The 13,395-nt window shown below is 66.0% G+C and carries 13 protein-coding genes; 4 read left to right on the top strand and 9 right to left on the bottom strand.

The features are described 5' to 3' along the window. Window position 1: 1 nt before the first annotated feature. The 8 genes from ACXAD2_RS12960 to ACXAD2_RS12925 form a co-directional block, all read right to left on the bottom strand. A complete protein-coding gene (locus ACXAD2_RS12960) occupies window positions 2-1,438 on the bottom strand; it encodes an amino acid ABC transporter permease (RefSeq protein WP_475170577.1) in 1,437 nt (478 codons plus the stop codon). Between the two features lie 138 nt (window positions 1,439-1,576). Continuing rightward, on the bottom strand, window positions 1,577-2,596 hold the full coding sequence (locus ACXAD2_RS12955; protein WP_475170575.1) for an amino acid ABC transporter substrate-binding protein: 1,020 nt from the start codon (window positions 2,594-2,596) through the stop codon (window positions 1,577-1,579). Window positions 2,597-2,792: 196 nt separating this feature from the next. Further along, window positions 2,793-3,506, bottom strand: a complete 714-nt coding sequence (locus ACXAD2_RS12950; protein ID WP_475170572.1) for an ATP12 family chaperone protein — start codon at window positions 3,504-3,506, stop codon at window positions 2,793-2,795. Then, window positions 3,503-4,180: an HAD-IA family hydrolase gene (locus tag ACXAD2_RS12945; protein WP_475170569.1), complete on the bottom strand. Its 678-nt coding sequence runs from the start codon at window positions 4,178-4,180 to the stop codon at window positions 3,503-3,505. Before ACXAD2_RS12945 ends, ACXAD2_RS12950 begins: the two co-directional genes overlap by 4 nt. A 3-nt stretch (window positions 4,181-4,183) precedes the next feature. Next, window positions 4,184-5,233 (bottom strand): RluA family pseudouridine synthase, encoded by a 1,050-nt coding sequence (locus ACXAD2_RS12940; protein ID WP_475170566.1) that lies wholly within the window; start codon window positions 5,231-5,233, stop codon window positions 4,184-4,186. Then, window positions 5,230-5,607, bottom strand: coding sequence for a fluoride efflux transporter CrcB (gene crcB / locus ACXAD2_RS12935; protein WP_475170563.1), 378 nt, complete (start codon window positions 5,605-5,607; stop codon window positions 5,230-5,232). The genes ACXAD2_RS12940 and crcB overlap by 4 nt, the downstream gene beginning before the upstream one ends. 151 nt (window positions 5,608-5,758) lie before the next feature. Further along, entirely contained in the window at window positions 5,759-7,075 is a 1,317-nt protein-coding gene (locus ACXAD2_RS12930) for a replication-associated recombination protein A (protein WP_475170562.1), read from the bottom strand. Between the two features lie 42 nt (window positions 7,076-7,117). Beyond that, window positions 7,118-8,512: a trypsin-like peptidase domain-containing protein gene (locus ACXAD2_RS12925; RefSeq protein WP_475170559.1), complete on the bottom strand. Its 1,395-nt coding sequence runs from the start codon at window positions 8,510-8,512 to the stop codon at window positions 7,118-7,120. Between the two features lie 181 nt (window positions 8,513-8,693). Between ACXAD2_RS12925 and serB the strand changes: the two genes are divergently transcribed. Beyond that, window positions 8,694-9,560 (top strand): phosphoserine phosphatase SerB, encoded by an 867-nt coding sequence (serB, locus tag ACXAD2_RS12920; protein WP_475170557.1) that lies wholly within the window; start codon window positions 8,694-8,696, stop codon window positions 9,558-9,560. 82 nt (window positions 9,561-9,642) lie between these two features. Here the strand turns inward: serB and ACXAD2_RS12915 are convergent, their stop codons facing one another. Then, a complete protein-coding gene (locus ACXAD2_RS12915) occupies window positions 9,643-10,659 on the bottom strand; it encodes an asparaginase (RefSeq protein ID WP_475170555.1) in 1,017 nt (338 codons plus the stop codon). Window positions 10,660-10,826: 167 nt separating this feature from the next. Between ACXAD2_RS12915 and ACXAD2_RS12910 the strand changes: the two genes are divergently transcribed. From ACXAD2_RS12910 to ACXAD2_RS12900, 3 genes are all read left to right on the top strand, one after another. After that, window positions 10,827-11,354: an invasion associated locus B family protein gene (locus ACXAD2_RS12910; RefSeq protein ID WP_475170553.1), complete on the top strand. Its 528-nt coding sequence runs from the start codon at window positions 10,827-10,829 to the stop codon at window positions 11,352-11,354. Window positions 11,355-11,575: 221 nt separating this feature from the next. Beyond that, window positions 11,576-12,772 (top strand): dual-specificity RNA methyltransferase RlmN, encoded by a 1,197-nt coding sequence (gene rlmN, locus ACXAD2_RS12905; RefSeq protein WP_224906488.1) that lies wholly within the window; start codon window positions 11,576-11,578, stop codon window positions 12,770-12,772. Window positions 12,773-12,875: 103 nt separating this feature from the next. Continuing rightward, window positions 12,876-13,301, top strand: coding sequence for a hypothetical protein (locus ACXAD2_RS12900; RefSeq protein ID WP_475170550.1), 426 nt, complete (start codon window positions 12,876-12,878; stop codon window positions 13,299-13,301). The last annotated feature ends 94 nt before the right edge of the window (window positions 13,302-13,395 follow it).

Raw genomic sequence — 13,395 nt, 5'->3', positions numbered from 1 at the left:
GTCACCGCTCCTTCAGCTTCACGGAGGAGTTGTAGATGTTCATCACGCCCGAGATCAGCAGGCTCAGCACCAGATAGAACAGGCCCAGCAGCAGCATGCCTTCGAGCTCACGGCCGGTCTGGTTGATGGTGATGCCGCCCAGGGTCGAGCGCACGTCCATGTACCCCACGGCGATGGCGAGCGAGCTGTTCTTGGTCAGGTTGAGGAACTGCGAGATCAGCGGCGGGATGATCACCCGCAGCGCCTGCGGCAGGATCACGAGGTTCATCGTGGTGCCCGGACGCAGACCCAGCGCATAGGCGGCCTCGGTCTGGCCTTTCGAGATGGCGAGGATACCGCCACGCACGATCTCGGCGATGAACGCGCCGGTGTAGAGCGACAGCGCCAGCCACAGGGCGATCAGCGAGTTGCGCAGATGCACGCCGCCGTCGAAGTTGAAGCCGCCCAATTCAGGCTTGTCGAGAGACGCGCCCAGCAGGAGCAGCACCACGATCACCGGCACAAGCACCGAGGCGATCTGGAAAGGCAGCGTCATGGGGCGCTTGCCGGTTGCTTCCTGAATATGGGTCGCGCGCGTGCCAAGCACCTTGGCACCGACGCCCCCGGCGATCAGCACGGCGAGGATCAGCAGCCAGTCCCAGACCGAAGAGGTGGGGATGACCTCTCCGCCCTCACCTGCCTCAGCGTCCCCCGAGGCGTCGTCTGCTGCGGTGGAGGTGGCGGCATTGGTCTGACCGGTCTGCACGCCGGCCCCGCCGGTGGCGATGCGGCTGGCGCCATAGGTTCCGGCCATATTGGTGCTCGGGCTCGCGGCTGCGGCGGGCGCTTCCGCTTCGGGCGCAGCAACCTCGTTGCCGCCCAGAGAGCGGCTGAACACCACATTGGGAATATAGACCCCGCGGTTGGTGATCGCGACGCTGTCGCCCAGAATCATCGAAGACCCGTCTTCGCCGCGGAAGTCCCGCGGTGTCGGCATGGATTCGGTCATCAGCGCGAAGATCAGCACGATCCACAGCAGCAGCGGCACGTTGCGGAAGCCTTCCACGTAGACCGCGGTCAGGCGCGAGACGACCCAGTTGTTCGACAGGCGCAGAACGCCCGCGATCACCCCCAGCACGGTGGCGAGGGCACAGCCCAGAACGGCCACCAGCAGGGTGTTCAGAATGCCCACCAGCGCCGCACGTCCGTGGGACATCTGGTTGTTGTAGTCGATAAGCTGCTGGTTGATGTCATAGCCTGCAGGCTGGCCGAGGAAACCGAAGTCGAAATCCTTGCCCAATGCCTCGAGGTTATGGATCGTGTTCGAAATCAGCCACGACAGCAAAAGCGCAATCAGGATCATTGCCACCACCTGGATGGTCATCGATCGATAGCGCGTGTCGAAAATGAGCTGACTCAGCCGGAAGCCTCGCTCCGGCGGATCCGTCATGGTCGCCATAAATGTCTCCCCGGACATTTGCTGTGTGGGCTACCGCAGCGGTTGATCCGCCGTCCGTCCCCTCACGCAAACGCGATGTTTTTCTTGTTTAGGTGGAAAGGGGCGCAGGTTTCCCTGCGCCCCTCGCCGTAGTCTATCTTAGCGGAACGGCGGGCTGTAGAGCAGGCCACCTTCGGTCCACTGCGCGTTCAGACCGCGCGACAGGCCGATCGGGGTTGCTTCGCCGATGTTCTTCTCAAAGAGCTCACCGTAGTTGCCGCCCGCCATGATGGCGCGCTTGGCCCATTCTGCGTCGAGGCCGAGCATCGCGCCCAGTTCACCTTCGGTGCCGAGCAGACGGTTGATCTCGGGGTTGTTCGTCGGAGCCGAGGACAGCTCTGCGATGTTTGCCGAGGTCACGCCGTATTCTTCAGCGGCGACCAGTGCGTTCAGAGTCCAGCGGGCGATGTCGCCCCACTCGTTGTCGCCGTGGCGAACCAGCGGGCCGAGCGGCTCTTTCGAGATGATTTCCGGCAGGATCACGTGATCGGCCGGGTTCTCGAACGTGGCGCGGGTCGCTGCGAGGCCCGAGGCGTCGGTGGTGTAGACGTCACAGGCGCCAGCCAGATACTGCTGCTGCGCTTCGGCGTTGGTCTCGATCGGAACCGGCTCGTAGCTGATGTTGTTGGCGCGGAAGAAGTCCGCGAGGTTCAGCTCGGTGGTGGTGCCGGTCTGGATGCAGACGGTGGCGCCATCGAGTTCTTTCGCCGAGGCGATGCCCAGCGACTTCGGTGCCATGAAGCCCTGACCGTCGTAGTAGTTCACGCCGATGAATTCGAACTTCAGGTCGACATCGCGCGAGAAGGTCCAGGTGGTGTTACGCGCCAGAACGTCGATCTCGCCCGAGGCCAGCGCGGTAAAGCGGGTCTGGCCGGTGGTCTGGGTGAACGACACAGCCATCGGGTCGCCCAGCACGGCTGCGGCGAGCGCGCGGCAGTACGCCACGTCGAAACCCTGCCACACGTTGTTTGCATCGGGTGCCGAGAAACCGGCCAGACCCGTCGACACACCGCACTTCAGCTCCCCAGCCGCTTTCACGTCGTCCAGGGTCGCAGCACCTGCAGCGCCAGCCGCGAAGGCGGCAGCCGTCAGAGCGCCCAGAGTTACGGTTTTTTTCATGTTAACCTCTTCCTGTTGCCCGGCCCCTTGTGGACCGGCTCTTGATCCTTGCTGGATCGGTTTGTGCAGCCAGGGGCTCCCTCCCTGTGCTGGGGGGAGTTTGGGAGGAAACTTTCGGCAAGGTCAAGCCGGTGCGGCGCGAAAAAGGCATGCAAATGCCTGCATCTTACGCAACAACTCGGGAAGAGATATACGTTTAGGCAGTCCCGCAGAGGGCAAAGAAGCGGTGCGCGTGCAGAAAGGCATCGCGTTTGATCTCAGCGGCTTCCGTGGCCTCTGCGTCCTCGCCCCAGAGTTCCGCCTGAAAGCTCTCGTCCAGCCGCGACAGCGCCCAGATTTCCTCGGCGTCATGCGCCTTGCCGGTGGCGGCGAATCCTAGCACCAGCGAGCCGGTGAGCGCCACGAGATCGTGGAAGGCCGCCAATTCGAACGGGCTGAGCGCATGGGTACGCTCGCGCAGCACCCGCAGCGCGGGCTCGGGCTGCGGCGCGTGCATCAGTCCCTGCCGCGTTTCGAGCCGCGCGCCAAGTTCGCGCTCGGCCCAATCCAGCAGCGGATCCCATTGCGCCTGTTGGCGCTGCACCAGCACGTCGGGGCTGTCGGCGCGGTAGCACAGCAGATCGCTGTCGCCGTATTCGGCCAGCATATCCGCCACATCCGCGTGCTGCGTCGCCACCTTGTCGATGGCGCTGTTGGCGGTGCGGGTGAAGGGCATGGTCGCGGGGTCGATCTTCTCGTCCTGCGCGCGCCACTCCTCGGCCATGGCCTCGGCGATGGCGCGGCTCGGCACCACCAGCGCGGCCTTGCCCGGCGTGCGCAGCGGGCGCCCGTCAAGGTGCACGGTGAAACCACCTTCGGCCTCTTCGACCGTGGCGTCCTTGTAGAAGCGGCGGGGGGCCCATTCGCTCATGCGGCTTGGCTCCAGAGTTGGTCCAGCAGCGCCGGAAGCGCGCGGATATCGTCGATGATGCTGCGCGCCGAGGCAAGGCGCGCGCGGTCGTGATAGCCCCAGCTGACGCCGATCCCGTGGATCCCGGCGGCGGCGGCCATATCCATGTCAAAGCTCGTGTCGCCCAGCATCACCGCGTCGCGGGCATCCACGCCCGCTTCGGCGAGCGCGGCCTGCAGCATGGCGGGATGCGGCTTCGACGGGTGATCGTCGGCGCATTGCTGGGTGACAAAGAGGTTGCGGATGCCGTGCCCGTCGACCAGCTTGTCGAGCCCGCGGCGCGACTTGCCGGTGGCGATGCCAAGCAGCCATTCGGGCCGCGCATGCAGCGCCTCCAGCATCTCGCGCACATGCGGATAGAGCGGCGAGCTGACCGGCGTGCCCGATTGCGCGCGCAGGCGCATGTAGGTGGTCTTGTAGCCCTCGACCATTGCCTCGACGGTGCGCGCATCGGCCTGCGGTGCCAGTTGCGCCACGGCCACCGGCAGCGACAGCCCGACGATGCCGAGAATCTCTTCGCGGCTCGGCGTCTCGATCCCGACCTCGGCGAAGGCGCCGCGCATCGACGCGAGAATATCCGCCTGACTGTCGACCAGCGTGCCGTCGACGTCGAAGATGATCAGTTTCAGGTCCATCGCTCAGTGCAGCTCTTCGAAGGGATCGTCCGCTGCCAGATCCTCGGTCCAGCCGAAGGTCTCCCAGCTTTGTGTCATATGCTCGGGCAGCGGCGCGGTGACGGTGACCGGCTTCTTGGTCACCGGGTGCAGGAAGGTCATCGAGCGGGCGTGCAGATGCAGCTTCTTCGAGATGATGCCGCCCAGTTGCGCGCCCCAGCCATCGCCGAGGTTTTCCTGACCGGAGCCGCCGTATTTGCCATCGCCGATGATCGGATGGCCGATCTCGGCCATATGCGCGCGCAGCTGGTGGGTGCGCCCGGTCACCGGCTCCATCGCCACCCAGCTTGCCCGCCCCGCGACCCGGTAGAGCGTGGCATAGAGCGTATGGGCGCGCTTGGCGCCGGGGGTGCTGTCGATCTCGCGCGGGTGGATGGCGCGCATCTTCTCGCCCTCGCCGCCCTTGCCGTGACCGCCAGCCTTCACCAGCCCGTATTTGATCTCGCCGAGATACGGCGTCGGCACACCGGCCACCAGCGCCCAGTAAATCTTGCGCGTTTCCTTGTGGCGGATGGCCGCGGTGAGCGCCTGCGCCATCTCGCGGGTCCGCGCCAGCAGCAGCACGCCCGACGTGTCCTTGTCGAGCCGGTGCACGAGGCGCGGCTTCTCGTCGAAGCCGAACTTCAGCGCTTCCGCCAGCCCGTCCACATGGCGTGTCTGCTTGCTGCCGCCCTGCGTCGGCATCCCCGGCGGCTTGTTCAGGGCGATGATGTGATCGTCCTTCCACAGCACGCAGGACTGGATCAGCTTGCTGTCGGCCTCCGAGACCTTCGGCTTTGCCGGGGCGGTCTTGGCCATTTCCTCGGGCTCGGGCAGCGGCGGCACGCGCACCTGATTGCCCACCGCGAGGCGGGTCGAGGCTTTCACCCGGCCACCATCCACGCGAATCTCGCCCTTGCGGCACATCTTCTCGATGCGGCCCTGCGGCACATGCGGGAAGTGGCGCTTCATCCAGCGGTCGAGGCGCTGATCGCCATCGCCCGGCCCCACGGTCACGGTCTGTACTCGGCTCATGCGAAGAAACTCCTGGTGATCAGCAGGCCAGCAAAGAGCGCTGCAAGCGAGACAGCCACTGAGACCGCCACATAGGCCCCGGCGACGGCCACGTCGCCACGCTCATAAAGCGTTGCGAAGTCGAGGGAAAACGCGGAAAACGTGGTAAAGCCCCCAAGCACGCCGGTCATCAGGAAGGGCGCGAAACGGTTGGCCGAAAGATTGCCCAGCAGCACCACGACGACGCCCATGGCGAAGGAGCCGACGATGTTCACCGTCAGCGTACCCCATGGGAATCCCTTGCCAAGCAGGCGCGCCATGGCAAGCCCGGTGAGATAGCGCCCGCTGGCACCCAGCGCTCCGCCGAGCGCGACCTGTAAAACCGTGAGGATCATGCGCGGGAAATGTCCTGCATGTGGGGAATTGTCAAGTTTCCGGGGCCGCGGCGCAAAGTGGGGGCGTTGCCGCTGCCCTGCCGGAAGAGGGGGGCTCTGCCCCCTCGGCGCTGCGCGCCTCACCCCCGGGATATTTGCGCCAAGAGGAAGATCAGGGCTTTCGCTCGCGGCGCAGCTTCTCGAAATAGTCGACGCGCTTTTTCAGGTCGCGCTCGAAGCCGCGTTCGACCGGCGCGTAGTAGCTGCCGCGCTCCATGGCCTCGGGGAAGTAACCCTGCCCCGAAAACCCATCCTCGGCGTCATGGTCATAGGCGTATCCGCTGCCATAGCCCTGATCCTTCATCATCGCGGTCGGCGCGTTGAGGATATGCTTGGGCGGCATCAGCGAGCCGGTGCGCTTGGCGGCGCTTCTGGCGGCCTTATAGGCCACATAGGCGGCGTTGGATTTGGGGGCCAGTGCGAGGTAGATCACCGCCTGCGCGAGCGCCAGTTCGCCCTCGGGGCTGCCCAGCCGCTCGTAGGTCTGCCAGCTGTCGATGCAGATCGCCTGCGCCTGCGGATCGGCCAGACCGATGTCCTCGACGGCCATGCGGGTCAGGCGCCGGGCAAGGAAGCGAGGGTCCTCGCCGCCCTCCAGCATCCGCGCGAACCAGTAGAGCGCGGCATCCGGGTCCGAGCCGCGCACCGCCTTATGCAGCGCCGAGATAAGGTTGTAATGGCCATCGCCGCTCTTGTCGTATTGCGCGGCGCGGCGCATGAGCCGGGCCGAGAGCGCCTCGGGGGCCAGCGGCGCGTCAACCTTCCACGCCATGATCTGCTCGATGAGGTTGAGCAGCGCGCGGCCATCGCCATCGGCCATCTCGAGGAGCGCCGCACGCGCGGCAGCATCAAGCGGCAGGCTGCGATCCAGTTCCCGCTCGGCGCGCTGCGCGAGGCTTTCAAGATCGGCAAGGCCCAGACGTTCGAGCACCAGCACCTGCGCACGCGACAGGAGCGCCGCATTGAGCTCGAAACTGGGGTTCTCGGTGGTGGCCCCCACAAGCAGGATGGTGCCGTCTTCCATATGCGGCAGGAAGCCGTCCTGCTGCGCCTTGTTGAACCGGTGAATCTCGTCGACGAAGAGCAGCGTGCCCTGCCCGTTGGCGTGGCGGTGGCGCGCCGCCTCGAAGACCTTGCGCAACTCGGGCACACCGCTGAAGATCGCGCTGATCTGCACGAAATGCAGGTCCGTGGCATCGGCCAGCAGCCGCGCGATGGTGGTCTTGCCCACCCCCGGCGGCCCCCAGAAGATCAGGCTGGAGAGCGCCCCCGACGCCAGCATCACCCCAAGCGGCGCCTCGGGGCCGAGCACCTGTTGCTGGCCGATCACCTCGCCCAGCGCCTTGGGGCGCAGGCGGTCCGCCAACGGACGAGGTCCGGACTGTGCCGGCGTCGCAGCCCCGGCGGGGTCATCGAATAGATCGGCCATCTGTGTCGGCCCCTCCCATGGCCATGTTTTGCTCGTCCCGCGTCAGGCCCTGAAGCGCAGCGAGATGCGGCCATTGCCGCGCTGCGCGTCGATCTGGATGCGCGGCGCCGCGTCCTTCAGCAGCCCGTCAACATCGCCGGGCAGCGCGATCTGATGGCCGTTCACTGCCCGCAGCAGATCTCCGCGCTGCAGGCCGATCCGCGCGCCCCATGGGCCGGGATCGACCACCACGACGCCGTCGCTCCCCGCAAGCGGCAGGCCGAGCTCGGTCTGCACCGCCGGGTTCAGCCGTGCCAGCGTCAGCCCCGGCAGCACCGCCCGCTCGTCCAGCGTGACGCGCTGCTGCGGCGGCTCGTCGGGCGCGGCGATCATCGCGACCTTGGCTTCTTTCTGCGCGCCGTTATGAAGATAGGTGATCTGCGCCTTATGGCCCAGCCCCGTCACCGACATGCGGTAGAGCATCTCTGCCGGCGTGTTCACCGGCTGGTCGTCGACCTCGAGCACCACATCCCCCACGTCGAGCCCGGCCTTGGCGAAGGGGCTGGCCTCATGCAGCTCCGAGATTAGCACACCGCCGGGCAGCCCCATGCCAAGACTTTCCGACAGATCCGCATCCACGCTCTGCCCGGTCATCCCGGCCCAAGGCCGCTCGAAGGAGGTGTTGCCCGCCTGCGCCTGTTCGACGAATTGACTCACCAGCGCCGAGGGGATGGCGAAGCCGATGCCGTTCGAGCCGCCCGAGCGGGTGAGGATCGAGGTGTTCACGCCGATGAGCTGGCCCTTCACGTCGATCAGCGCACCGCCAGAGTTGCCCGGGTTGATCGGCGCATCGGTCTGGATGAAATAGCCGCGCGCGTTGCCGGTGGCTGTGCCCGAGCGGGCAAGGCCCGACACGATGCCCGAACTGACGGTCTGACCCACGCCGAAAGGGTTGCCGATGGCCAGCGCCAGTTCGCCCACCTCGACGGAATCGCTGTCGCGCAGCGGCAGGAAGGGCATGCCCTTGGCGCCGTCGAGCTTCAGGATCGCCAGATCGGCTTCCTCGTCGGCCAGCAGAACCTCGGCGTCATACTCGGCGCCATTGTTGAGCACCACGCGGATGTCGGTCGCCTGCCCCACCACGTGGAAATTCGAAACGACGATGCCATCCGCCGACAGGATCACCCCCGAGCCCAGCGAGTTCTGCACCCGCGGCCGCCCGCGAAAATCGCTGAAGAGGTTGCCGAAGAGCGGATCGCCCGCGAAAGGGCTTCGCGCCTCGACCACGCGGCTGGCGTAGATATTGACCACCGCCGGGGTCGCCTTTTTCACCAGCGGCACAAATGAGAGGGAAATCTCCGCCTTGCTTTGCGGCACCTTGGCCGAGGTCTCGGCAAGCGCCGGCACGGCTGTCAGGGCAAGGCTGAGGGCGGGAACGATCAGGATGTTTCGCAGCATGTAGCGGTCCTCCAGTACCTCTTGGGATATGTCGAGCGGATCTTTGGAATGCAAGTCACGCCCCGGTGCGCGCGCCGTGCGCTTTGCGTGTGCGAGGCGCGGCCAAGACCGGAGCTGCTAAGACTGGAAATGCCGCGCGCGCCGTGTCAGAAGCCGCCGCGTCAGTCATTGGAGTGCCCTCATGCAGATCGTCTCGCTCATCGCCCGCCCCGGCACGCTGGATACCGCGCTGGTCGACAGCCTGCGCAACGCCTTCGGCGGTGGCCCCGTCACCGTGCTGTCGGATGGCGAAGCGGCGGAGTTCCCGATCGAGACCGCGCCCGGCAACTTCGAGGAGGTGCGCGCCTCGCTCGCCGATCAGGCAGACGTGAACCTGCTGCCGGGCAAAGGCCGCCGCAAGAAGATGCTGCTGGCGGATATGGACAGCACGATGATCCAGCAGGAATGCATCGACGAGCTGGCCGAGGAAGCCGGGGTCGGCGCGCATGTGAAGGAGATCACCGCGCGGGCGATGAACGGCGAGCTCGACTTCGAAGGCGCGCTGACCGAGCGGGTGGCGCTGTTGAAGGGCTTGCCGGAGAGCGTCATCGACAAGGTGCTCGAGACCCGCATCACGCTGATGCCGGGCGGCCCTGCCCTCGTGGCGACGATGAAGGCCAACGGTGCCTATGCGGCGCTGGTCTCGGGCGGCTTCACTGCCTTCACCGGCAAGGTGGCGGCGCAGGTTGGCTTCGACGAGAACCGCGCCAACACGCTGCTGGTCGAGGACGGCAAGCTCACCGGCATCCCGGCACGGCCCATCCTCGGGCGCGAGGCAAAGGTACAGGCGCTGGAAGAGATCACCGCGCGGCTCGGCATCACCGAGGCCGACGTGCTCGCTGTGGGCGACGGCGCGAATGATCTGGGGATGCTGGGCCGCGCCGGGTTTGGCGTCGCGCTGCATGCCAAACCCTCGGTGCAGGCGGAATGCGCGCTGCGGGTGAACCTTGGCGATCTGACCGCGCTGCTGTTCCTGCAGGGCTACGCCCGCGACGAATTCGCCGGCTGAGAGCTGGGAGGAGGGGGCGCTGCCCCCTCGCCGCTGCGCGGCTCACCCCCGGCGTATTTTCAAAGAGAAGAAGACCCCGCGGTCACGCCGCGAAGAGCGTGTCCAGCGGCCGGATTTCCCCGGTGAGATGGCCTGCGAAATTGCGCAGCTCGGGGTTCAGAAAACGGTGCACGTCGGGATGCGCCGGGTCCGCCACGCCAAGACGCACCAGCAGCGCGGCCATCACGCATTCCGCTGCGCGCGTCGCGCCATCGATGATCTTGACCGCAACGCCCAGACCGCGTTCCGGCAGGATGGCGACGAAATAGCCCTCGGCCCCGGTCTTGATCGCCAGCGGCTCCAGCGCGGCGCGCATGAGCAAGGTGCAGGCACGGCCCTCGCCCGCCACAAGATCGGGATAGGCATACATCGCCTCCACCAGCTGCGCGCCGGCGCGGCTGAGCGTATCGCCGCGCTGCTGCGCGCTGGCGAACCACGCCATGGCCCGCGCCATGCCTGCCATCGTGGTGGCGTGGTTGGGGGCCGAGCAGCCGTCGATGCCGAAGCAGGGGCTACCCGCGCCGGTCACCTCCTCGAAGGCATCGCGCACCGCCACCTGCACTGGATGCTCTGGCAGCACATATTCGGGACCGGCCCCCAGATACTGGCTGAGCGTCAGGAAGCCCGCGTGCTTGCCCGAGCAGTTGTTGTGCAATTGGCAGGGGCTTTCGCCCTCGCGGATCATCTGCAGCTTCAGAGCCTTGTCGCGGCTCGGCTGGGCGCCGCAGCGCAGGTCCGCCTCCGAAAGTTCCAGATCCGCCAGCCACGCTTCGACCGCCGCCACATGAATTGGCGCGCCCTGATGCGAAGCGCAGGCGAGTGCCAGCTGCGGCGGGGTCAGATGCCATGCCTCGGCAGCACCCGAGGCGACCAGCGGCAGCGCCTGAATCATTTTCGACGAGGAGCGCGGATAGACCACCGCATCCGGATCGCCCCAAGCGTGTACGATGCTGCCGGAGGCGTCACAGATCACCGCGTGCCCCATATGCAGGCTTTCCGCGAGCGGCCCGCGACGGACCTCCACCAGAGGTACGGCGGCGGTGATGGGCTCTTGACGCATGGGGGTCCTCACAAACGAGCGATAATCTGCCATCGGGGCTTTCTCGCCCCGCGTGTTTCGGTCTATTGTCCCGCCGTCGAGCACGAATGGTCGCGCCGGTCAAGGGACCGGAACAGGTTGGAGGCGCGCCACACATCTAGAGGCAAGCACGGCTGGAGGCTGCAGGTATGAAGTCAATTCTCGGTGGGGTTCTGGGCGCAGCGATGGCGCTGACCGCAACGGCGGGTGTCGCGCAGGAAGAAAGCACCAACCGGGTGAATGCGATCACCGACTGGTCGGTGTTCGAAGGCAACAGCCCGCGCGAATGCTGGGCGGTGACCACCTACAAGGAAAGCGTCAACACCAAGGACGGCCGCGTCGTCTCGGTGAAGCGCGGTGATATCCTTTTGATGGTCTTCTACCGCCCCGAGGCCAATGTCATGGGCCAGGTCGCCTTCACCGGTGGGTACCCGTTCGCGGGCGGCTCGACCGTCGAGGCGAATGTCTCGGGCGAGACCTTCGAGCTCTACACAGAGGGCGAATGGGCATGGCCCGCAACGCCGCAGGACGATGCCAAGATCATCGCGGCGATGAAGCGCGGCGCCGATGCCACGCTGACCGCGCGGTCAAGCCGTGGCACGCAGACCAAGGACACCTTCTCGCTGCTGGGCTTCACCGCCGCGGTCGAGGATGCGGAGAAGCGCTGCACCAACTAAGCCGGTAGCGCGGGAGTATTTGGAGAAAGATGAAAGGCACCCCGAAGCGCTTTCATCTTTCCGAAAATACTCAAATTCCGGCGCAGCCACGCACAGGCCGGTTGAAATTTCAGGGGCCATCCACAGATGAGCTTCACCGAGGGAACGCGCCTGCGCGTTCCCTTTGACTTTTTGCAGGCGAATCCTGTATGGAGAGGCCTTCTTTTTCCGAGGATGACGAGATGACCGCCAGCGCGCCGATCACCCAGGACGTGGTGACGATCCCCCGCAAGCAGCCCGAAGAGGGCAAGGTGAACCTGATCGGGCTCACCCGTGACGCCCTGCGCGCCGCCCTGATCGAGGCTGGCACGCCGGAGAAACAGGCGAAGATGCGGGTCGGCCAAATCTGGCAGTGGGTCTATCACTGGGGCGTCCGCGACTTCTCGGCGATGACCAATCTCTCCAAGGATTACCGCGCGCTGCTCGACGAGAAATTCGCGATCTCGCTGCCCGAGATCGTCTCGAAGCAGGTCTCGGCGGATGGCACCCGCAAATATCTCGTGCGCATCGCCGGCGGCCACGAGGTCGAGGTGGTCTACATCCCCGAGGAAGATCGCGGCACGCTCTGCATCTCCTCTCAGGTCGGCTGCACCCTCACCTGCTCGTTCTGCCACACCGGCACGCAAAAGCTGGTGCGCAATCTGACCGCCGGCGAGATCATCGGTCAGGTCATGCTGGCGCGCGACGATCTTGGCGAATGGCCCGAGCCGGGCACCGGCACCGGCGAGAGCGGGCCGCGCCTGCTGTCGAACATCGTGCTGATGGGCATGGGTGAGCCACTCTACAACTTCGACAACGTGCGCGACGCGATGAAGATCGCCATGGACGGCGAGGGCATCGCCCTGTCGCGCCGCCGCATCACCCTGTCGACCTCGGGCGTCGTACCGGAGATCGCCAAATGCGCCGAAGAGATCGGCTGCCTGATGGCGGTCAGCTTCCACGCCACCACCGATGAGGTGCGCAACAAGCTGGTGCCGATCAACAAGCGCTGGAACATCGAAGAACTGCTGAACGCGCTGCGTGAATATCCGCGGCTGTCGAACTCCGAGCGCATCACCTTCGAATATGTGATGCTCAAGGATGTGAACGACACCGATGCCGACGCGCGCCGTCTGGTGAAGCTGATCTCGGGCATCCCGGCCAAGATCAATCTCATCCCGTTCAACGAATGGCCCGGCGCGCCCTACCAGCGCTCGGACTGGGAGCGGATCGAGCGGTTCGCCGACATCATCTACAAGGCTGGCTACGCCTCGCCGATCCGCACCCCGCGCGGCGAGGACATCATGGCCGCCTGCGGTCAGCTGAAATCGGCCACCGAACGCGCCCGCAAATCGCGCAAGCAGATCGAGGCCGAAAGCGGCATCGGCGGCGCGGCTTGACTTACCTGATTTAATTAATCAGGATTACCTCACCCAGCCAGTCCCGCCTCCGGGACAGCCCGGATCGACGGCCCCATCGGGGCGACTGGCTGGGAGAGGTTCCATGCGACATGAACGGTTCGACCTGGTGGCGTTGCGCCCCGCGGAAGCGCGGGTGGTGCGGCTGCTGAGGCTGTGGCGCGAGAATGACGAAGCCACCGCGCAGCTCGAATTGCGCGACGCGCTCGGCTTCACGCGCGTCCGCGCCTGCCTGCGCGCCTTGGGTGATTTCGCGGATTTGCTCACCACGCACGGGTGGCACGCTCCGCTCATCCTCCCGCCGGAGGCGACCGGCCTCTCCGACGATGAGCGCGCCATTGCCCGTTTTGTGCTGACCGCCACCGAGCAAGACCGCGATCTGGCGCTGGCCGAGGCCACCATGCTGGTCACACCCATCCATATTCTGACGCTGACCAACGCCGCCGAGCGGCTTGGCCTGCCGCTGCTCTGCGAGGAATGCCGCGCGCGCCTCGACTGCCGCCTGAACTGATCCCCCATCACGGACGCGTGCCAAGTGAAAGCGTGCCCTTGACCTTCCAGTGACTGGAAGCCTTATGTTGTGAGGCGACCAAGATTGGAAGGAG

It is taken from the genome of Salipiger sp. ABN3_019 (genome assembly GCF_056158605.1).
Note: the sequence above shows the minus strand (reverse complement) of the source record. Positions and strands in the feature narration are given on the sequence as shown.